This window comes from Phycisphaerales bacterium, assembly GCA_029268515.1.
Lineage (GTDB): Bacteria > Planctomycetota > Phycisphaerae > Phycisphaerales > SM1A02 > JAQWNP01.
On record JAQWNP010000001.1, the window covers coordinates 103,553 to 124,983 of the forward strand.

Genomic DNA, 21,431 nt, shown 5'->3' on the forward strand with positions numbered 1-21,431 from the left:
TTCATAACTCAGCCATCCCCACCCTGCAAGACTATTTGGCCACGCTCAACAAACACAGCAGTACCTCTCTCATTTGCGATCGATCCTAATGAAAACGGCGCCTGGTTTGGAATCACCTTCCACGACTGCACTTTTGTAAATGTCAGAGGCTGTTCTGGCTGACAACACTCGGCAAGGTCTTGAGACCACAAAGCCGTCACTCCACCATTTCCTACCACGCTCAATTCGCCCGATGCTGTTATGAGAATGGCCGTTGATTCGTCAATACCAAGTCCCAGAATGCTTTTGCCAAGATTTCCTTGCAAGGCACGTGCAATGAATACGAAGAGCCTGCCCATCCTGTCACGCTCAGTAAAATGTGTATCAATCAGGATTTCCCTTAGTATCGGAATCGAGAAAATTGCAGCGCTGAGCTGAACTGCTGATGCATAAGGGTTCTGCAAACTAGATTGCGATGATATTGATCCTTGGGTTGCACTAAAGACAACCCCGCCAAGAACCATTGCACCTGCACTCGTACCACCGATGACTGCACCACGTTGATGAGCCCTTGTAATGGCGGCTGAGAGGCCCGTATTAGACCACCTTGTTACGTATGCAGACTGGTCGCCACCGGCAAGAAAGATGCCCTCGGCCTGATCGATTTGCTCAATGACCCAAGCGTCATCAGCAATCTCTCGAGAATCAACCAATATGGTGCGAACCGAGTCGACCGAACCAATGTCGTTATACAGATAAGAGTTGTACCCATCACTTCGGCTTGCTCGCAACACCACAACATCTCCACCGGCCGTCTGGTGATTGAACCAAATGAATGCTTTATCTGGATCTCGGCCACCACCAATAAGTGCCAGGCCACCAAGAGGCTTCGTTACCACATTACGAGGGTGCCCTATATGCCAGGCTTTGATATGAGAAGGATATTTTTCATTCGAACACGCCAAGAGCAAAAACAACATGACCGCAATGATCATGGTGATCATTGCGGTCGTGCATTTTGGCATTAGATTACCGATGACTAAATGCTCAGACGCCTGCAGTCTGCGCATGACTGGCACGATATTGCTTGAGATGATTAATCAAACCATTCGTCGAACTATCATGGGTCGTCACCTCGCCCTTGGATTCCAGTTCTGGCAAGATTGCCTTGGCCAACTGTTTACCAAGTTCAACACCCCATTGATCAAACGAGTTGATGTTCCAAACAGCGCCCTGCGTGAAGATCTTATGTTCGTACATAGCGATCAGTGAACCAAGCGTGCGAGGCGAAATCTCTTCCACCATAAAGCTATTCGTAGGGCGATTACCCTCGAAGACCTTATGTGGAACCAATGCTTCAATATCTTCTGCTGACATCCCTGAGCCCTCTAGTTCCTTTCGAACTTGAGCCTCCGTCTTACCTCGCATCAGTGCTTCAGGCTGAGCAAAGAAGTTCGATAGCAAAATCAAATGATGCTCGCCCAATGGATTATGTGTTTTCATTGGTGCAATAAAATCACCTGGAACCACCTTGGTGCCCTGGTGAATAAGCTGATAGAACGCATGCTGGCCATTGGTGCCTGGTTCGCCCCAGATAATTGGCCCCGTCGAGGTCGAAGCGCCCGATCCATCACGGCAAACGTGCTTGCCATTACTTTCCATATCACCCTGCTGGAAGTACGCCGGGAACCGATGCATGTACTGGTCATAGGGCAGAATGGCATGCGTCTGAAAGTCCCAAAAGTTGTTGTACCAAAGACCGATGAGCCCAATGGTGGCAGGTAGATTTTCTTCGAGTGGAGCAGAATGGAAGTGTTCATCCATGTCATGCCCGCCAGCCAGCAGCTCAACAAAGTTATCGAAGCCAATGTAAATGGCAATTGACAAACCAATGGCCGACCACAATGAGTAACGCCCTCCTACCCAATCCCAGAACTCAAACATGTTGGCTGGATCAATACCAAACTTTTTGACCTCTTTCTCATTGGTCGAAAGCGCCACAAAGTGCTTTGCAACATGGGCGTCATCACCGGCAACCTTCATGAACCAATCTCGCGCACTATGCGCATTGGTTAATGTCTCTTGTGTTGTAAACGTCTTGGAAGCGACGAGAAAGAGCGTTGTTTCTGGATCACACAACTTCAGCGTTTCAGCCATTTGTGTGCCATCGACATTAGAAACAAAGTGAACACGCAGACCAGGCTGGCCATACGGCTTGAGTGCTTCGGTTGCCATGACTGGCCCTAGGTCAGAGCCGCCAATGCCAATATTGACAACATCGGTTATGCGCTTGCCGCTGAAACCCGTCCACTTTCCGCTCCGAACTGACTCACTAAATTCTTGCATGTGATCAAGCACACCATTGACCTTCGGCATGACATCTTCGCCATCAACCATAATGGGCGTGTTGGATCGATTACGCAATGCAACATGCAGTACCGCACGATGCTCAGTGATGTTAATTTTGTCACCATTGAACATTCGATCTCGAAGTTCTTCAACACCTGCTTGTCTTGCGAGCTCTCTTAGAAGCTTTAGTGTTTCATCTGTGATGCGATTCTTAGAAAAGTCAGCCAGTATGCCACAAGCCGACAACTGAAAGTTGTCAAAGCGGCTCGGATCGTCTGCAAAGAGATCGCGCATATGAACTGACTCAATCTGCTGTTTATGTTCACTCAAAGCCTTCCATGCCGGCGTTGATGTTAGATTCGACATAATGTTCCTTCTCAAAAAAGATCTCTACCAAACGTGTAGTGTTCGTAATTCAAGCTCTCATTAAGTAATATTTTTCGGCATGGTGGCATTCTTGTCCCACATGCGATACCCGCCCAAGAAGGCGTTTTTATTCGCACCACGACGACAACCTTTTGGCAACTCTTTCAGTTGTTTCGTATTACCGCCGCCTAAAACGATGTACTCCGGCTGAAGTCCATTTTGAAATTGCTTTACAGCACGGCGCACATGCTTACTCCACTTACCATGCCCTTTCTCTTCAAGGTAATGCTCACCAAGGTAGTCCTCATAGACGCTACCTTTTTTCCGATAAGGCATATGACCCAGTTCCATAGGTAGCACTTGGTTCTCTGGCACAACCATGGCAGAACCAAGTCCAGTACCCAATCCGAGAAAGAGCATTTTCCCTCCCTCATAACTTCCCAGCGCCTGCATTGCGGCATCATTGAGAAGTTTCGTCGGGCAACCAAAAGCTGCTTCGTAATCAAACTCAACCCAGCCACCACCAAGGTTGTAGGGCTCCAAGATTGGCTTGCTATCGACGATTGGAGCAGGGAGACCAATGGAAACCTGATTCCAGGTCCAACCTTCGGAAAGATTGGCGATATTTTCCATCATTCCCTTCGGCGTAATGTCCTTACCTGAGGCAAACGCTCTTCGCTTCGTTTCACCCTCAAGCAGCAGTTTTATATGAGTACCCCCGATATCGACTGACAAAGTGCCCATTTTGCTCTGTCCTTTCCATTTCTTGCCCCTAGATATTGGCTCTTAGAGCCCTAAGCCGCTGGGCAATCTAGATGAGAAATACCCCGCAGTCGAGTAGAGTACCGGGTTCTGCCGGAAAAATGAGTTCAAGAACCACCGATTTACGGGGAGGCACCAATGTCGCCAGCGACCAGTTCTCAAGATCAGCAACTTCGCCCAGACCTCATTGTCAGGTCAAAAGCCACGCCAACACCCCATCCTGAGGGAGAAGAAGGCCTAGGCATCAATGCGATTCGCTTCCTCACAATTGATTCCATTGAAAAAGCCAAATCGGGCCACCCAGGGACACCCATGGGGCTGGCACCACTGGCCTACCTGCTCTGGACTGAAATTATGAATTTCGATCCCGCCGATCCGAGCTGGCCTAATCGTGATCGGTTTATTCTCTCTGGTGGGCATGCTTGCATGCTTCAATACGCCAGCTTGCACCTGGCTGGGTACGACCTAAAAATTGATGACCTCAAGCAATTCCGACAGTGGGACTCTCGCACCCCCGGACACCCAGAGATGGACCGCACGCCCGGCATCGAGATTAACACCGGCCCCTTGGGCCAAGGTGTTGCCAATGGTGTTGGCATGGCCATGACAGAACGAATGCTGGCTGCTCGGTTCAATACCGATGACCACACCATTGTTGACCATCACACGTATGTCACCTGCGGCGAAGGCGACATTATGGAGGGCATCACCGCCGAAGCGGCTTCTCTCGCAGGCCGACTCGGGTTGAACAAGCTCATCCTCTTCTACGACGACAATGAAATAACGCTTGAAGGCGCCGCGCCAATTGAACTCAGAGAAGATGTTGCTGGCTGGTATGCCGCATTCAATTGGCACGTGATTGAGATTGCAAATGTCAACGATCTCGAATCGCTCCGCGCCGCAATTGCTGAAGCCAAATCACAAACTGAAAAACCCACCCTCATTATCGTTCGAAGCCATATTGGATTCGGATCACCAGTCCAGGACTCTGCAGAGGCACATGGCAAAGCACTTGGCGAAGACAATGCCGAAGCAACTCGCAAGAAGCTCGACTGGCCTTATGGACCATTTGAGATCCCCGAGGACATTTACAACCACTGGCATACCAAAGTGGCTAAGCGTGTTGCATCACACGGTGAGTGGAAAAAAGCATTCAAAGCGTATCAAACTGCTCACCCTGAAAAAGCAAGTGATTTTCTACGTGTCATGAATGGCGAACTCCCTGACGGCTGGCAAAACGCAAACTTGCCTGACTTCAAGGTGGGCGACAGCCTTGCCACTCGTAAGTCAGGCGGCGCCTCGCTCAATGCATACGCCGCCAATGTCCCAGAGCTTATCGGTGGTTCGGCAGACGTTGCCCCTTCAACAGATACCAACCTCAACGACAAAGGTGACATCAATGCTGGGGAGTGGGATGGCTGCAATATTCACTTTGGTGTTCGAGAGCATGCGATGGGCGCCATCTGCAACGGCATGGCAGCCCACGGGGGACTGCGGCCGTTCTGCGCCACTTTCTTCCCCTTCAGTGACTACATGCGTGAACCGATTCGTTTAGCCGCACTGATGAAACTACCGGTTGTCTTTGTATTCACCCATGATTCCATCGGACTTGGCGAAGATGGTCCAACCCATCAACCGATCGAACATCTGGCGAGCTTCAGAGCAATGCCGGATACCCGTGTTATTCGACCAGCTGATGCAAATGAATCTGCACAGGCGTGGGCCCAAGCAATTGCACACACCGGCCCCACATTACTGGTCTTATCCCGCCAAGGCCTTCGCATTCTTGATCCCAAGCTCGTCGATGTTTCAAAGGGCGCCACCGTCGTTGCACCTGGGGACGATGCTGCAATTCTTGCAACAGGATCAGAAGTTCAACTGGCTCTTGACGCTCGTGATTTACTTGCTGCAAGCGGAGTCAATGCTCGGGTGGTCTCTATGCCCTGCTGCGAGATCTTCCGTGAGCAAAGCAAGGCGTATCAAAATGAGGTGCTTCCAAAGGGCATGCCGACTTTGGCTGTCGAGGCCGCGGCGCCCACTGGATGGTATGAATTCGCAGATGATGTCATGGGACTAAGACGATTTGGCGCATCAGCCCCCGGCGAAATTGTGATGCGTGAACTGGGCTATACACCAGAAAACGTTGCCGCCCGCGTCAATGCATTACTCTAAGATGACCATTCCTATCAGCCTTAAAAAATTGCACTACAAGAGATTCAGAATCGCATTAAGGAGCCGCTCATGAAAGTCGTAATCGCTGCTGATCATGCAGGCCTGCCCCTACGGGCGACACTTGCTGAAGCAGTTGAAGCCGCAGGCCACGAAGCCGTATTGATGGGTCCCGATGACGGAAAGCCTGTGGATTACCCTGATATCGCAGAGATCGTGTGTGCTGAAGTCGCCTCGGCTCGAGCAGATCGCGGCATTCTCTTGTGCGGCAGTGGCGCGGGCGTCAGTATTGCCGCCAATAAGTGTCCTGGCGTTCGCGCAGCGATTGCACATGACACCTACACGGCTCATCAAATGGTTGAACATGACATGGTCAATATCTTGACTATTGGTGCCCGTGTGATCGGGCCAGAACCAGCTAAAGAAATTGTAACGGCTTTTGTCTCCGCAAAATTCAGTGGAGCTGATCGCCATCGACGGAGGCTTAATAAAGTGCTTGCTATAGAACGCGACGAGATTAATAACCCACTACATCAACTTCACAATGTTGGCCAAAGCGTCTGGATGGATAACATTCGTCGCGACATTCTCGACAAAGGCATTCTTGCTCATTACATCGATCGTTTAGCGATTACAGGGCTCACCTCTAATCCAGCAATCTTCGACAAGGCAATTGCCGATTCGAATCTATATGACTCAGCTATTCAATCACTGATGAAGTCGGGTACTACTGATCCAGAAGCAATCTTCTTTGACCTAGCGATCGAAGACCTCAGCCGAGCCGCTGAACTTTTTCGCCCCACCTATGAAGGCACCAATACTGTCGACGGCTACGTCTCTCTTGAAGTGTCACCACTTCTTGCCAATGACACAGCGAGTACTGTTGAACAGGGCAAGGCCCTCTTCGCGCGTGCGGGGCAGCCAAACCTTTTCATTAAGGTGCCAGGAACGCCAGAAGGCTGCAAGGCCATCGAGCAACTCATCCATGCAGGCGTGAACATCAACGTCACGCTACTGTTCTCAGTCGATCATTACAAGAAAGCGGCTGACGCTTACATGCGAGGACTTGAGCTACGGCTTAAAGATGGCCTTGATCTTAATGTCGCATCAGTCGGCTCGGTCTTCATCTCCCGTTGGGACAAGGCCGCAAACCCAAAACTTCCTGAAGACATGCACAACAAACTTGGTGTTGCGATCGGCGAAGCCTGCTATCGAGCCTACTGCGAAATGGTCGCAAGTGACCGATGGAAGAAACTCGCAGAGCATGGCGGTAACCCACAGCGACTGCTTATGGCAAGTACAAGTGCAAAGGATCCATCCTTACCAAGCGGCTTCTATGTCACTGCACTGGCAGCACCCAATACCGTCAATACCATTCCTGAGGCAACACTGACCGAGTTTGGTGAAACCGGTAATGTTGAGGGCGTACTTAGTCCTGATGGTGGCGATTGCGATGCAACCATGGCCGCACTCGAGAAAGCCGGCATCGACATTCACGCTTTAGGTGAACAACTACAGATTGAAGGACGTGATTCGTTCAACGAAAGTTGGCACGATCTTATTAAGGCTATTAAGAGCAAGGGGGCGGCACTCGCCGCGACTGCCTAATTTAACTGATACTTTTCACCACCTTTGGTGACAAAGAAACAAAGAAGGAGTTTCACATGCAACTGGGCATGATCGGTCTGGGAAGAATGGGCGCTAATATGGTGCGCCGCTTGATGAAAGATGGCCATGACTGCGTCGTCTATGACGTAACGGCTGATAATGTCAAACAATTAGCCAGCGAAGGCGCCACAGGTGCAGACAGTCTTGAGGACTTTGTCAGCAAACTAGATAAGCCTGCTGCATGTTGGCTGATGATTCCTGCTGCATTTGTAGATTCAACTCTTGAGAAATTAGCACCACTGCTCAAAAAGGGTGACATCATCGTTGATGGTGGAAACTCGTACTACCGCGACGATGTGGATCGGGCCGAAAAATTGCGCCCGCACGGCATTCACTACGTGGACTGTGGCACCAGCGGTGGGGTCTGGGGCGAAGATCGTGGCTACTGCATGATGATTGGTGGCGACGATTCTGCTGTAAAGCATCTCGACCCTGTCTTTTCGACGCTGGCACCTTCAATTGACGAAGCTCCTCGAACACCGGGACGAGAAAACGTCAAAGGCAGTACTGCAGAGCATGGCTACCTACATTGTGGCCCTAATGGTGCCGGGCACTTCGTAAAAATGGTTCATAACGGTATCGAGTACGGAATCATGGCTGCGTACGCTGAAGGACTCAACATTCTTAAGCATGCAAACATTGGCAAGGCCAAGCAAGAAGACGATGCCGAGACCACACCACTTCGTGAGCCTAAGTACTACCAGTACGATCTGAATCTCACTGATGTGACTGAGGTATGGCGACGAGGTAGCGTTATTGCATCTTGGCTACTCGATCTATCTGCCCACTCCCTTCTCGTCGATCCAGATCTTGAGAAGTTCTCAGGCCGCGTCTCCGATTCTGGAGAAGGCCGGTGGACACTCATGGCGGCAATCGATGAAGCGGTTCCTGCCCATGTCCTCAGTGCCGCTCTTTACGAGCGATTCGAGTCACGCGGCCAGGCAGATTTCTGTGACAAATTACTCTCAGCCATGCGATATGAGTTCGGTGGCCACCTTGAGAAGAAAGCATAACCATGACAAATGCTGCTGATGCCCTGGTGTTCTATGGCGCCACTGGCGATCTTGCGCATAAGAAGACCTTCACTGCGCTCCAGGCAATGATCCGACACGGATCACTGAACGTGCCCATCATTTGTGTGGCCACTTCGGACTGGACGAAGGAGCAGCTTGTGGCGCGAGCTCGCGATGGCATTGAAAAATTCGGCGATGGCGTCGACAAAAAAGCCTTCGCGAAGATGACCGAACTGATGCAGTATGTTGGTGGCGGTGGCGGCGAAGATGAGATGTACAAAAACCTCGCCACTGTGATGAAACCCTTCAAGCAGCCCATGTATTACTTGGCGATTCCTCCGAGTGCCTTTGCTGCGGTAGCCGCTGACTTAAGTCAGTATGGACTCGCCAAGAATGCTCGGCTTGTCATTGAAAAGCCATTTGGCATCGATCTTCTTTCAGCAAGAAAACTGAATGTGGATCTTCATGAGCACTTCCCGGAGTCAGCGATCTACCGAATTGATCACTATCTCGGTAAGGAAGCAACACTGAACATGCTCTACTTCAGGTTTGCGAATGCTTTTCTCGAGCCAATCTGGAATCGCAACTTCGTCAAGTCAATCAAGATCACAATGGCAGAAGATTTTGGTGTTGCGGGGCGTGGCCGATTCTATGAAGAAGCTGGCGCCATTCGTGACGTCGTCCAAAATCACATGATGCAAGTTCTTGGACTACTCACAATGTCTGCGCCTGTAAGCGGGCACCATGAAGCACTTCGTGATGAGAAGGTCAAAATTTTCAACTCAATCAAACCACTTGAACCCGAGCATGTGGTACGTGGTCAATTTGAGGGCTACCACGATGAAGAAGGGGTTGCTAAAGACTCCCAAATTGAGACGTTTGTTGCTCTAAAACTCGAAATTGACTCTTGGCGATGGGCTGGCGTACCGGTCTTTATTCGTGCCGGGAAATCACTTCCAGTGACTGCCACTGAGGTCTATGTAGAGTTTAATCGTTCACCTCAAAATGTCTTCCGATCAATGGCCTCAAATCCACGCAACGCCATCCGTTTTGGCATCAGCCCCAATATTGAAATTGGCATTAATGCCAACGCGAAGAAACCCGGCGAAGATATGGCTGGCGAGAATGTGGAGCTGCTTGTCTGCGATCATCATGATGACGAGATGACGCCATACGAACGTCTACTTGGTGATGCACTTGCAGGCGACGCCACACTCTTTGCTCGTGAAGATGAGGTTGAATCAGCCTGGGCTGTGGTTAATCCAATTCTCGGGAACGCGGTTCCTGTGCACACGTATAAACCCGGTACCTGGGGACCTAAAGAAGCAGAGAAAATTGTCCATGGCTATGGTCCATGGCACAATCCGAAGGAATCATCGTGACACTCCAGAGAATTTGGTTGATTCGCCATGGCGAGACTGAGTGGAGCCTCTCCGGGCAACACACTGGCTCTACAGATATTCCCCTCACAGACATTGGTGCCGAACGCGCCCGTCTGCTCAAGGGGCACATGGAAAACCACCAATTTAGTGCTGTATTAACGAGCCCACTTCAACGCGCCCAAGAAACTTGCCGACTCGCAGGCTATGGCGATCATGCAGAAATCACTGACGATCTCTTGGAATGGGATTACGGACAGTACGAGGGCAAGACCACCGCAGAGATTCAAGAAACTGTTCCTGGGTGGTCGCTATGGACACACCCATGCCCTGGCGGTGAAACGGGTGAACAAGTAGCCACCCGCGTGCAAAGGGTCATTGATCGAGCGATCGAAATTGGCGGTGACGTTGCTTGTTTCGCACACGGACATGTCTTACGCGTTTTGATTGCAACATGGCTCGAGATGAATCCTCAATCAGCCAAGTATTTCGCTCTAGGCACAGCATCACTGACTATTCTTGGCCATGAACATGACTATCGTGTTTTACGAGTACTCAACGAGCAGTGGCATCTCCCCTAAAATTGGTCACCACTGACAAGGACCACACCACATGCAAACCGATATTCTCGCCTCACCAGAAGCTGCTGCGGCAGCTGCTGCGTCTTTTATAGCCAACGCCGCACGACAAGCAATCAAGGAGCGGGACTGCTTTGCTTTTGCTGTGAGTGGTGGGCACTCGCCTTGGATCATGCTTCGTGAGCTCGGCGAAGAGAAACTTGAATGGTCTAAGATCCATGTTTTTCAAGTTGATGAACGCATTGCACCCAAAGGCGATGATGATCGAAATCTCACCCATCTCAAAGAGAGTTTGCTTGCAACAGCACCGATCGATCCTCAAAATATTTATGCCATGCCCGTCGATCATGAAGATGTCAACAAGGCTGCTGCTGAATACGGACAAACATTGGCTTCAGTATGTGGCTCACCGGTCAAGCTTGATTTAGTACATCTTGGCTTAGGTCCAGACGGACACACCGCTTCATTGGTGCCAAATGACACCGTCCTTGAGGTCACTGACCGAGATGTGGCGCTGACTGGTGGAACCTACCAAGGGCGTCAGCGAATGACCCTCACCTATCCATGCATTAACCGAGCCAGACAGATCATGTGGCTTGTCACTGGTGCCGCAAAACAGCCCGTCTTTCCAAAGTTACAAGCCGGCGATCCATCTATTCCCGGTGGCAGAGTTGAGCAAGAGCATGCGGTACTGATTGCGGACCGCGACGCAACTGGAACTTAAGCACCACCATGGTTATTCGTCAGTTCATTGAGCAGACGCATGGCCCGCATTAGTTCTGCCAACGACCATGCTTGAGCTCGGCAACCATGCGGCTCATGTGGCGCCTCTCCGTCATAGATCTCCGCAACATGTCCAAGACAGTCATCATCAAGTGAGGCAACCAAGGGCTCAAGATGATTTCGCATCTGCGTTGCCATTTTTGCGGGGTCTTGTGCCGAAGCCAAACGTGCCAGAACATAGGGGCCCATCAGCCACGGCCAAACAGTCCCGTTGTGATACGCCTGGTCACGCTCCATCATGGACCCTTGGTATCGAGGTTGATAGCCCGGACTGTCTGGGGCTAATGTTCTTAGGCCCATAGGCGTCAGCAGTGAAGCCTCAATCTGATCCAGAATCTGGCGCTGTTGCGTCAGGGTAAGCATCGAGTGAGGCAAACTACAGGCAAAGATCTGATTCGGCCGTACCGATTTGTCTGGTATGACATCCTCACCATCGACCGCCAACACATCGAAGAGACAGTCACGCTGCTTATCCCAGAATGCGGAAACAAATGAGGCCGCTGTCACCGCGGCCTCATTCTTCAGCGCAGCAGCTTCGATGGGATCTTGGGTGAGCTCGGCAACGATCAGCAACCCCGAATACCACAACGCACTCAGCTCGACGGGCTTCCCACGACGCGGCGTGGCTGGTATGCCATCACAAATAGCATCCATCCACGTGAGTGCTTTCCCCTCAGCTCCAGCATTCACAAGACCACTGGCGTCCACATGGATTCCGAAGTGAGTGCCTCGACGGTACCAATGCAATAACTCACGTGCTCTCTCAAGGTGGCGAGCCATGACATGCGCTCGACGCGTTTCATCCTCAGCATGAGCAACATGACCAATTGCTTGCAAGTACCAGAGGCTTGCATCAGCTGTGTTGTAGTGTGCCGATGCAGATCGGTCATCAAATCGATTGGGAATCAATCCTTCAAGAAGAGACTCACCAAAAGTATCGAGTACCTGATGTGCACTTTCAGTGGTCCCGGCACCCAGCAGAAGTCCAGGCAGGCTAATCATTGTGTCTCGCCCCCAGTCTGCAAACCAAGGGTACCCCGCAATGATTGAGACGCCCTGCTTTTCCTGGCCTGGGACAAAACGACGCACCACGTAGGCCCTACCTGATTCCTCTAAACGAGCGACCGTTGTATCCAAGCGACCCTGTTCAGACTCCATATTTACCGACAGTGGCTTGACTGACGGCGCGCTGTTCGTGCTTGCCGTTAGTGTGACTGTTGGGTGACCAGGACTCAGTTCAATGGTTGCACAAGCTGGCCCCTCTAATTGCTCCTGCCAATCTTGGCCGCGCTGGCGATCGACTGCATAGGCAAAGTTCTTCCAAGTTTGACGATCTTGCTGCCAAACACCCCGTGATAGTTCCAGACAAAGGTTCAAGTCCATCGTTGAAGCGGTCATGTGAACGCCATCGATAGAACAAGTAATTGGTTCATCATGCGGTTGGCGTAGACTGTGGAAGTCTCGAAAGGAAAGTAGTGGGCGTAACTCAAGACGCACCTCACCCTGACCTATGAGTGTCCATTGAACACAAGCCACCGCCTCGAACGGCTTAAGACGCAACGTACGCTTGATCAATAGGTCGTGGCCTAAGTCATAGGTCCAGCTGACCGACGCAGGGGAAACATCGGTATGCACCAGCCTTTTCCAGCCATCAGGGCTTGATTCAAACTCCGGCCCAAAGAGGTGGGTGGCCAACTCTTGTCGCCCCCCCTGAGCATCGAGAACTGCATCAACAACACTGTGTAGTAAATGAACCCGATTGACAGGAGGATCAACCGCTGCCACCAGATAGCCGTGATAACGCGATGTATGGGGGCCTGCAACAGTACCCATTGAAAAACCACCGGTGCCATTTGCTAATAACCAAGTCTGTGTTATTTGATCATTTTGAAACGGCTTCATCGTGACTTCTCTCAACACATCTCACAATCACATTTTGCCTTTACCATCACTCCAATGTCGATGGCAACGCCACGGAGAATACAACATGGTTTCACTCCCAGGCGACACAATCCACTTAAACCTACCTTTTTCTGATGGAGTCGATTGTTCCACTTACAACTCAATTGGGTTCTCCCAAGCCAAATCGTAAAATACCCTCCATGGCACTCACGAGCGAAGTGGTTCGTACGTACATGATCCAACGGGAGGCACGGAGCCGATTCCATGCAATGGCAACGTTCGCCCCACCACCATATCGTGCACCGATTAATCATAATGGTCGTTGCAACCTTAACCTTTTCTGTCTCACTATCTCGCGTTCTAGCTGAGGACCACCCACTCGGCGCTGCAGGCGCATTTGATGTCTTTGTGTTTTCGAACCACAACGCAAATAACACGGATGTAACAGGTCGTGTCGCCGTTGGTGGGCATGCCCAATATGCCAATCTGGGAATTGGTTCTGCCCTTAGTAATTCTGATGGGCAGCGGAATGACCTGATTGTTCAAGGTAATTTGCTTTGGAATAATGGGCAAAACTTCAACGGCAATTCACAAGTTGGTGGCTCCAAGACATGCCTGGGTGTCAACCACCCAAATGGCAGTGTGGGCACTACACCGGACATTGACTTTAATTTGGCTCAACAACACTGCGAGCTCATGGCGGTGTACTGGGCCGGCCTCCCATCCACTGGCACTGTCACAAAACAGTGGGGACAAATCATGTTTCAAGGACAGGACGAACAGCTGAATGTTTTCACAATGCCAGCTGCAGATTTTTCGGGATGCTACGGACTTACCATCTCGGTACCCGAGGGCTCTACGGTGCTCGTCAATCTCAGCGGCCCTTCCTCAGTGATGATGTTCTTCCAGATTTTCTTAGATGGAGCAGATCCATCCAAACTTTTGTTTAACTTCTCCTCAACAACCAGCATCATGCTCAATGGTATTGGTTGGAAAGGAACTATTTTGGCACCGCATGCAAACATTCAGTTCAATAACGGGCATATTGATGGCGCCATGATTGCTTACACAGTGCAAGGCAATGGCGAAACGCATCACGTACCGTTTGAGGACGATCTACCCACAGAGGAAGAAGAAGAGGAGGAGGAGGATACACCCCAAATACCATTTGCCGTTGGCGCCTTTGACTAGTCGGTGAGGCCCACAATCCTCGATATACGCCAATAGCGTGTGTTTTCTCCTTTTTTTTACACACATCGCAATAAGGAGTGCTGTCATGACGTTCTTCTATTAGTGCCTTTCTTCTCGAGGCATTCATTGGAGTCTGTCATGGACATGCTTGTATCACTGATTGGTTTTGTTGCTCCAGTATTTGGAATTGCAGCGTTTCTACTGAGCCGCCCAGCCGTCAATGAGCTGACTGACTAGCGACAGACGCATTACTCCTTCTCTCTGTGACAGCCTATCTCGCACGCGACCTCTACCGTGCGAGCTGGGCTGTTTACTGCGCAAACGATCGGGTCTGCAATCTATAAACCCAATGAAGATGCCTCATCTAAAAGGCAATTTCAACACTCAGCCATGACCTTCCCTCTCACTCAAATATTGCACTTTGGAGGCATCTCACGTATCGATACCGACGACTTCATGGGACCCCAGAATGGCGGCATGACAGCGGCCTAGATGCCCCGCTATACTGAGATTCTTATCCCAGTTCACCAATCTAGGAGAGTGCCATGGAACCTCGTTACGCCTTGCGAACCCGATTAGAAGGTTGCACGCCTGATGCGCCGGGACGCCGCATTCACGACAGAGCCATTAAGGATGAGATGCTTGAGACGCTGATGGACCCAACAGCGAGCAAGGCACTGCGATGGGTGCAAGAGATGCGACTGGATCCACATTCACTCAGTTGGCTTTGTGATCAAATCGATGAGGCTCAGGTCATCGTCGATTAATGTCACTGCGTCCACCAAAGCCCCAAGAACACAATTGAGACCCAGTCCAACAACCCATGCAACCGATATGAGTTCACGCAGCTAGAGGCCGAGCTTGTTCGCGGCATCGAATGCTGCCACTTTGTAACACTCAGCAAATGTTGGGTAGTTAAACACCGTATCCAGAAAATAGTTCATACCGCCGCCAAGGTGTAAGACGGCTTGCCCTATATGAACTAACTCTGTTGCTTCAGTGCCAATACAGTGCACACCGAGTAATGCATGTGTCTCACTGTGAAAGAGCATTTTGAACAAACCTGTTGAGTCGTTAACAATCTGCCCTCGAGCGATCTCTTCATACCTTGCCACTCCCGTCACGTAGGGAATTGACTCTGCCGTGAGCTCCTGCTCGGTGCGCCCCACCATAGAGATCGCTGGAATGGAATAAATACCAATCGGAAAGTGTGATGGCATCGGCCGATCACGAAGATCAAAAGCGGCGTTGGCTGCATGCCGGCCTTGCTCTGAACTTGTGGCTGCGAGTGCCGGATAGCCAATCACATCACCAACCGCATAAATATGATCCACCTCGGTTCGAAACTGCTCGTCGACAGTCAGTCTTCCCCGGGAATCGGCTTGTAGTCCAGCGGCGTCAAGATTAAGACCATCAGTCTGTCCTTGCCTGCCAATCGAGAACAGGATCACATCGCCAACCACTTGTTTGCCTGACTTAAGTTTGACTCTACCTCGATGACATTCACCTTCATAAGGCTCAATAGTGTCAACATCTTCATTCAAAAGACACGTCACGCCTTCCGCGCGAAGTTGATGAAGAAGCTCATCGACTAATTCATGGTCAACAAATTCGAGTGGACGTTCTCGACGATCTATAAGCGTGACATCGACCTCTAACTGTGCAAACATAGAGGCATACTCAATTCCAATGACACCCGCACCAACAACAACCAATGACTTTGGTAGCTTGTTTAATCGCAAAAGTGCATCACTGGTTTTAATAAACTCTTCACAGCCTTCAAATGTCGGTGGCTTTGCTGGGCGCGTGCCGACACCGATCAAGATATTCCTCGCTGTCAGTGTGCGCGAACCTGTCTCTGATTTAATAAGCACTTTGTGTTGATCAACGAAAGATCCGAATCCTTCAATCAGCTGCACTTTGTTGCGTCGCAACTGATGCTCAATAACTGCGGCATCCTCTCGAATCACAGAATCAACACGCTCAATAAGTTGAGCCATGCCGGGCATTGATCGATCGCTTGCAATATAGCCGTCTTCAATGACCTGCCTCCAGCGAGCCATACCACCCACTGCATGCCGAAAGGTCTTACTGGGAATGGTGCCAGTATGCGTACAAACACCCCCAACCATTGGCCAGCGTTCAACAATCGCTACTCGCTTGTGCGCTTTCGCGGCTGCAATCGCTGCCCGCTGAGAGCCCGGACCAGAGCCAATACAAAGCAAGTCGAAGTCGTAATTATCATTGTCTTTTAATGCTTCAACCATGAAGAGACAGATTGTGACAGGGGACCGCTTTTATCGCAAACGCCAATATTCCAAGCCGGGAACCCTGGCAAGAATGGGCCACTGACCAGGCCTCATGCAGAGCAATGGTGGCCGTTACCTAGGGAGCCGCGTCTTCAGGCTCTTTGATCAAGACCGGTACATCTTCAAAAATAAGATCACCGCCATAAAACACGAGGTGGGGATCACGAAAGCGGAAACCTCTTGAGGAGAGTGGCTGGTACTTTAACTGCACATCCACACACGCTGGAATTTCACCGGTGCAATCTAAAGTGAGTCTATTACCTCCATAACGGATGGTTGTCAAAGATGCCGGCGTTTTCAGTGGCAATGTTGTCAATAGATCATTGGACGGCAACCGGATCGACGATCGCCGAGATCCCGAATCACATAATGGTTCAAGCACTTCCATTGACATGCTGACGTTAAAAGGCAGTAATATCGGTGTCCTCTGAATCTGTCGAATCGGACTAAAGGCAAGAGTCAGGGTATACCCTTGCTCATTTGCCTGCGCGGTCACCTGAATATCCGGCCGAATGACGGCTTCTAGCAATAAAGCTGCCAGGGGATCTTCTGTTGTTTCTATCGGGCCAATGTCAGGCTTCAGAATCGATTCTCGATGGCTCAAGATGTCATCGATTTTGGCTTCAAGTTTGACAGTTGAAATCACCTTTGTCGTATGACCAGCAGCATCACTCTTCTCAATGGTCAGTCGCAAATGAGCTTCGGTCCGAGCACCTTTTCTCAACAATGAAGTCGCCCAGTCCGACTCTTGGATCCGAGCAGGCATTTTTATAAAACCACCCCTTTTGTTCAACGAATATCTGAATCGAGAGCTTGTTGTGGTCGAACTAGAGTTGCCAGATGGGCGCGCATCTGAATACAAAACACCATCACTCTCCAAGCCAATGACTTCGATTTCATTTCTGATACTCTCATCCGGCAATCCAAGTCCAAAGATGCCATGACTCGTTGAATCACTCTGGTTTTGTATATTCACTCGGATGCCCGATTGAAGTTTCGTCAAGACAGCGTAAAAGTCTTCCTCTGCAAGTCGAGTCAACACGGCATCAGTCTGCGTTTGTGATAACAGATCACTAATCGCCCAATGACGCACCTGCCAAAGCCAGCTAAGACCGGCGCCATTGGGATCATCAATCACCAACTGAATCGCTCGCTCAACGATGCTTTTTCTGTCACGAGCCTGGAATGCATGCGTTTCCAGACGCACCTGTACTTCGCGGCTGATGTTCGTCTGTGAAAAGGAGCCCGCTGACGAGCCGTCTTGCCAAAGCTCGAGTAGCTCTTGGTTGCTCATCTCTGCAAGACGATCAACTGGGGAATAAGCTGACTGCCTGATCCAGGGTTGCCAAACCGTAGTAGTACCAATCAAAAATACAATTGTGCAGATACCGGCACCAATGATAGCGAAGCGGCTGCGCCCCTGACCATGTCGGCAACCAACACCAAAGCAGACCAGTAACAGGGTGCAAATTGAGATCACCAACGCGAGTGGAAAAAAAACAACTTCAATCATGGGTCGCGCACCTTGCGCAAATCTGCTGGCTCTATGAAACCCAGGACAGCCAAATCGCCCAACATTCGCAGCGGCTCATCAGCCGTCTGCGCCTGCCGAAACATTGGGTGATTCGTCCAAGGAATCATTTCGACCGTCACAGGCACGTCGATCAGATGATCTTCAGGCTGGAAGCCCGTCGTCCATGGCTGAAAATGATAGCGTGATTGAGAACCATCACCATCGGCACGGCCGGGCAACACTTGAACGCGACCAAGATAAATCAGCCGATCATCGGGCAATCGCAAAACTGTTTCACCTGAAAGACCAAGTGGAAGTTGATCCTGATCAATCATCACTTCGAGCAAGAAGCCACCAGTACCACGCTTGACTGTGATTGTTGTGGCCTCTTGTAAAGTCTGCGCGAGGACTTCATCGATGGGCACCATCACTGGCTCAGGCAACGGCCCGACCAGTTCAATCTTTTGCTCAACATGAGTGATTCGCTCAGGCTTCGATTGATCCCATACCGCTGGCGAATTCCCCGTGCGACTCGGGAACGATGGCTGCACTCTCACATTGAAGTCGACCAGATGGCTACCTTTGGGAAGGGATCGAATATCAACCAAAATACCGCTGAACATACGATCTATGATCCGTGACGCCTTGGTTGGCGAGAGGTTTTTGAGTGTGGTGATTTGCTGGGGACTGATCATCTGACCATCAATCTTTAGTTGTTTGATTTGGAGGCTACTATCCCAGGCTCCGAGCAACTTCACTAATAGAGCATGCCATGTGGGCTGACGGGGCTGAAGCCCCACCGTCAAGTGGAGGTATCCGGGCCACGCTTGGGCACTCAGTTCGTAATCAAGCTCCGACATGCGTTCAATCATGTCAAGCATCTGTCTTCGAGACAGCAGTCCTGCATCGAAGAGCGCCATGAGTAGATTAGACCACCCCTGATCAGCCGCCAATTCGTCAATAGACTTCTCACGTAGAACCGAAAAGATCTGCTGAGCGTCTTCTCGATCAATATTGTTGACAGCAATAGCAGCCATCAGTCCGCTGGCGGCAAGTACTTGTTCCCTCGGGCGTCTGGAATCTTGCAACATGTCCATCAGTTGCGATTTGCTCACACCCGTGAGCTTGGTAGCGGATGGCCGCACCAGATCGACAATGGTGGCGGTGAGTCCAAACCCGGTGACCACCAAAGTCAACAATCCGATGGCAATAACCAATCGCAAAGGCGATCGCTCCCCACGAATCGTCGCCCGACGGGCCACAAGATCACGACCGCACTCTGGACAGATCAGCGGTACTTGGTTGTGGCCACTGAGATCAAAGCGGCAGCGGCGACACAAAAGGTGTTGATTGACCTGTCCTCCGCGCCACCCACCAATCACAAGCAAGACAGCGCCAATGAGGCCCACCGACCATAGCACAAGCATAAAAATAAGCATTTGTGTGATCCTCGGCGCCAAACAAACCGCACGCCCCACCACGTCTACGTTAACAATATGCCTTTTATTTCTGTTTTGGAATAGAAACCCATCAACCAATGCATATTTATCTACTGATTTGCATCTCTATTCGCGATTACGACTGAGCTGCTTGCGCTTGTTCTCATCGAGAATCCGCTTGCGGAGTCGAATGGCTTTGGGCGTAATTTCAACCAGCTCATCATCCTCGATGTATTCCAAAGCGCCTTCCAGGGTAAAGAGCTTTGGCGCCTTAAGCGTGACCGTGGCTTCTTTATTTGCTTCGCGAACATTGGAAAATGCTTTGCCTTTGACCACATTGACGCCAAGATCGTTGTCGCGGCTATTTTCACCAACAAGTTGCCCGCCATAGATCACATCTTGATTTTGAGCAAACATCACACCGCGTTGGGATAAATTCAAAAGCGCATAGGTTGTTGCCTGCCCTGCTTGTGTCGCCACCATCACCCCATTGGGACGCCGGAATATCTTTGATCGAACTGGTGCGTACCGCTGAAAACAATGGTACATAACGGCCTCACCACCGGTGGCTGTAAGCAAGTGACTCCGCAGGCCAATAAGACCTCGCGAAGGAATCTCACACTCAACGTACATTCGATCGCCGCGCTGGTCGAGTTTTTGTACCTCTCCACCGCGACTTCCTAACAATTCCATCGCTGCACCAACGTTATCTTGATCAACATCAATGGTCAGTAATTCAATTGGCTCACACTTGAGTCCATCAATCTCTTTCTCAATAACCTTCGGCCGCCCGACAGTCAGTTCGTAACCTTCACGGCGCATGTTCTCAAGCAGAATGCCAAGATGCAGCAAGCCACGACCGGAGACCTTGAATTCCTCTGATGTTTCACCGGGCTCAACTCGCAAAGCAAGATTGGATCGTAGCTCCCGCTGCAATCGCTCTGATAACTGACGGGATGTTACATATTGACCGTCCTGGCCAGAGTTCGGCGAGTCATTAATCCGAAAGAGCATGTGCAACGTTGGCTCATCAACAGCAATCCGAGCAATTGGATGTGGTACATCAGGACATGCAATCGTGTCACCAATCTCGAAGTCACCAATACCCTCAACGGCGCAAAGGTCGCCAACAGAAACCAACTCGGCTGGCGTTTTGCCCAGATCCTTGAATCGATAGATCTTCTGGGCTCGTGCGCGTCGTTGCTCATTCTCATGACAAATCGTGACCGCCTGGCCAGATGAAATAGCACCTGCAAAAACTCGGCCAATCGCAATGCGACCTGCATAGGGGGAGTAATCCTGGCTTGCGATCAACATCTGTAAAGGCACATCAGCATAGCCAACCGGTGCTGGAAGGTGCTCAATAATGGCATTGAGTAGCGGCTTCATATCGCCTTCGGAAGCGCTCTCATCTCGAGATGTCCATCCATCACGACCAGAAGCATAAATGACTGGGAAATCGAGTCTCTCATCATCTGCATCCAATGCAACCAACAGATCAAACACCTCATTGATCACACTATCTGGCCGAGCATTAGGTCTATCACACTTATTGATCACGACGATCAAAGGATGATTCAGTTCGAGCGCCTTACCCAACACAAATCGTGTTTGTGGCATCGGACCTTCCAGAGCATCGACAAGCAACAACACGCCATCGGCCATTTTAAGAACGCGCTCAACTTCACCACCAAAATCAGCATGGCCCGGGGTATCAATCAAGTTAACACGAATCGTCTGGCCTGCATGCTCGCCATCTTGGGGGCGATAGGTAACAGCACAATTTTTCGAAGTAATCGTGATACCACGCTCTCGCTCTAGTGGATCAGAATCCAGAATACACTCAGCCTGATTGCGATCACCAGAAAGCGAGCCGCAGTAATCAAGCAAAGAATCGACAAGCGTGGTCTTACCATGGTCGACGTGAGCAATGATTGCCACATTGCGAAGATTAGGATCAGCGGTATGAAGCATTTTGTCTAAATATGCATTGGGTACATACCCAATCAAACATCCTCAATCACGTCGATG

General features: G+C 50.6%; 16 protein-coding genes. 8 read left to right on the top strand and 8 right to left on the bottom strand.

What is annotated here, in order from left to right:
* Positions 1-8: 8 nt before the first annotated feature.
* From P8J86_00385 to P8J86_00395, 3 genes are read right to left on the bottom strand one after another with little or no spacing between them, the layout of a single operon-like run.
* Positions 9-1,049 (bottom strand): cyanophycinase, encoded by a 1,041-nt coding sequence (locus P8J86_00385; protein ID MDG2053142.1) that lies wholly within the window; start codon positions 1,047-1,049, stop codon positions 9-11.
* Positions 1,027-2,694 carry a glucose-6-phosphate isomerase gene (gene pgi, locus P8J86_00390; protein MDG2053143.1) on the bottom strand — a complete coding sequence of 556 codons (1,668 nt, stop codon included), beginning with the start codon at positions 2,692-2,694 and terminating at the stop codon, positions 1,027-1,029. The genes P8J86_00385 and pgi overlap by 23 nt, the downstream gene beginning before the upstream one ends.
* A 60-nt stretch (positions 2,695-2,754) precedes the next feature.
* On the bottom strand, positions 2,755-3,438 hold the full coding sequence (locus tag P8J86_00395; protein ID MDG2053144.1) for an ROK family protein: 684 nt from the start codon (positions 3,436-3,438) through the stop codon (positions 2,755-2,757).
* A 156-nt stretch (positions 3,439-3,594) separates the two neighbouring features.
* On the opposite strand from P8J86_00395, the gene tkt reads away from it, so the two are divergent.
* The 6 genes from tkt (at position 3,595) to pgl (ending at position 10,987) form a co-directional block, all read left to right on the top strand.
* Positions 3,595-5,628 carry a transketolase gene (gene tkt / locus P8J86_00400; protein ID MDG2053145.1) on the top strand — a complete coding sequence of 678 codons (2,034 nt, stop codon included), beginning with the start codon at positions 3,595-3,597 and terminating at the stop codon, positions 5,626-5,628.
* A gap of 69 nt (positions 5,629-5,697) precedes the next feature.
* Positions 5,698-7,233 (top strand): transaldolase, encoded by a 1,536-nt coding sequence (tal, locus tag P8J86_00405; GenBank protein ID MDG2053146.1) that lies wholly within the window; start codon positions 5,698-5,700, stop codon positions 7,231-7,233.
* A gap of 56 nt (positions 7,234-7,289) precedes the next feature.
* A complete protein-coding gene (gene gnd, locus P8J86_00410) occupies positions 7,290-8,306 on the top strand; it encodes a decarboxylating 6-phosphogluconate dehydrogenase (protein MDG2053147.1) in 1,017 nt (338 codons plus the stop codon).
* Positions 8,307-8,308: 2 nt separating this feature from the next.
* Complete coding sequence (gene zwf / locus P8J86_00415; GenBank protein MDG2053148.1) at positions 8,309-9,688, top strand: glucose-6-phosphate dehydrogenase; 1,380 nt, start codon at positions 8,309-8,311, stop codon at positions 9,686-9,688.
* Entirely contained in the window at positions 9,661-10,266 is a 606-nt protein-coding gene (locus tag P8J86_00420; GenBank protein MDG2053149.1) for a histidine phosphatase family protein, read from the top strand. Before zwf ends, P8J86_00420 begins: the two co-directional genes overlap by 28 nt.
* A 31-nt stretch (positions 10,267-10,297) precedes the next feature.
* Entirely contained in the window at positions 10,298-10,987 is a 690-nt protein-coding gene (pgl, locus tag P8J86_00425; GenBank protein ID MDG2053150.1) for a 6-phosphogluconolactonase, read from the top strand.
* On the opposite strand, the gene P8J86_00430 is transcribed toward pgl, so the two are convergent.
* A complete protein-coding gene (locus tag P8J86_00430) occupies positions 10,984-12,948 on the bottom strand; it encodes an amylo-alpha-1,6-glucosidase (GenBank protein ID MDG2053151.1) in 1,965 nt (654 codons plus the stop codon). The two genes, pgl and P8J86_00430, sit on opposite strands and share 4 nt — an antisense overlap.
* Before the next feature lie 264 nt (positions 12,949-13,212).
* On the opposite strand from P8J86_00430, the gene P8J86_00435 reads away from it, so the two are divergent.
* Together P8J86_00435 and P8J86_00440 are read left to right on the top strand one after the other, a co-directional pair.
* The gene (locus tag P8J86_00435) at positions 13,213-14,139 is read left to right on the top strand and encodes a choice-of-anchor A family protein (GenBank protein MDG2053152.1); all 927 of its coding nucleotides are present in this window, start codon (positions 13,213-13,215) and stop codon (positions 14,137-14,139) included.
* Between the two features lie 545 nt (positions 14,140-14,684).
* Positions 14,685-14,906, top strand: coding sequence for a hypothetical protein (locus P8J86_00440; protein ID MDG2053153.1), 222 nt, complete (start codon positions 14,685-14,687; stop codon positions 14,904-14,906).
* An 81-nt stretch (positions 14,907-14,987) separates the two neighbouring features.
* Here the strand turns inward: P8J86_00440 and sthA are convergent, their stop codons facing one another.
* From sthA to typA, 4 genes are all read right to left on the bottom strand, one after another.
* Entirely contained in the window at positions 14,988-16,406 is a 1,419-nt protein-coding gene (gene sthA, locus P8J86_00445; protein MDG2053154.1) for a Si-specific NAD(P)(+) transhydrogenase, read from the bottom strand.
* A 118-nt stretch (positions 16,407-16,524) separates the two neighbouring features.
* On the bottom strand, positions 16,525-17,961 hold the full coding sequence (locus tag P8J86_00450) for a hypothetical protein (protein MDG2053155.1): 1,437 nt from the start codon (positions 17,959-17,961) through the stop codon (positions 16,525-16,527).
* A complete protein-coding gene (locus P8J86_00455; protein MDG2053156.1) occupies positions 17,958-19,400 on the bottom strand; it encodes a hypothetical protein in 1,443 nt (480 codons plus the stop codon). The genes P8J86_00450 and P8J86_00455 overlap by 4 nt, the downstream gene beginning before the upstream one ends.
* Before the next feature lie 126 nt (positions 19,401-19,526).
* Positions 19,527-21,410 (bottom strand): translational GTPase TypA, encoded by a 1,884-nt coding sequence (gene typA / locus P8J86_00460; GenBank protein MDG2053157.1) that lies wholly within the window; start codon positions 21,408-21,410, stop codon positions 19,527-19,529.
* Positions 21,411-21,431 lie beyond the last annotated feature (21 nt).

Coding starts and splice junctions, on each gene's coding strand:
- P8J86_00395 (MDG2053144.1), bottom strand. CDS start 3,438: ATGGGCACTTTGTCAGTCGATATCGGGGGTACTCATATAAAACTGCTG.
- tkt (MDG2053145.1), top strand. CDS start 3,595: ATGTCGCCAGCGACCAGTTCTCAAGATCAGCAACTTCGCCCAGACCTC.
- sthA (MDG2053154.1), bottom strand. CDS start 16,406: ATGGTTGAAGCATTAAAAGACAATGATAATTACGACTTCGACTTGCTT.
- P8J86_00440 (MDG2053153.1), top strand. CDS start 14,685: ATGGAACCTCGTTACGCCTTGCGAACCCGATTAGAAGGTTGCACGCCT.
- P8J86_00435 (MDG2053152.1), top strand. CDS start 13,213: ATGCAATGGCAACGTTCGCCCCACCACCATATCGTGCACCGATTAATC.
- zwf (MDG2053148.1), top strand. CDS start 8,309: ATGACAAATGCTGCTGATGCCCTGGTGTTCTATGGCGCCACTGGCGAT.
- pgi (MDG2053143.1), bottom strand. CDS start 2,694: ATGTCGAATCTAACATCAACGCCGGCATGGAAGGCTTTGAGTGAACAT.
- P8J86_00455 (MDG2053156.1), bottom strand. CDS start 19,400: ATGCTTATTTTTATGCTTGTGCTATGGTCGGTGGGCCTCATTGGCGCT.
- pgl (MDG2053150.1), top strand. CDS start 10,298: ATGCAAACCGATATTCTCGCCTCACCAGAAGCTGCTGCGGCAGCTGCT.
- P8J86_00450 (MDG2053155.1), bottom strand. CDS start 17,961: ATGATTGAAGTTGTTTTTTTTCCACTCGCGTTGGTGATCTCAATTTGC.
- gnd (MDG2053147.1), top strand. CDS start 7,290: ATGCAACTGGGCATGATCGGTCTGGGAAGAATGGGCGCTAATATGGTG.
- P8J86_00430 (MDG2053151.1), bottom strand. CDS start 12,948: ATGAAGCCGTTTCAAAATGATCAAATAACACAGACTTGGTTATTAGCA.
- tal (MDG2053146.1), top strand. CDS start 5,698: ATGAAAGTCGTAATCGCTGCTGATCATGCAGGCCTGCCCCTACGGGCG.
- P8J86_00420 (MDG2053149.1), top strand. CDS start 9,661: ATGGCACAATCCGAAGGAATCATCGTGACACTCCAGAGAATTTGGTTG.
- P8J86_00385 (MDG2053142.1), bottom strand. CDS start 1,049: ATGCGCAGACTGCAGGCGTCTGAGCATTTAGTCATCGGTAATCTAATG.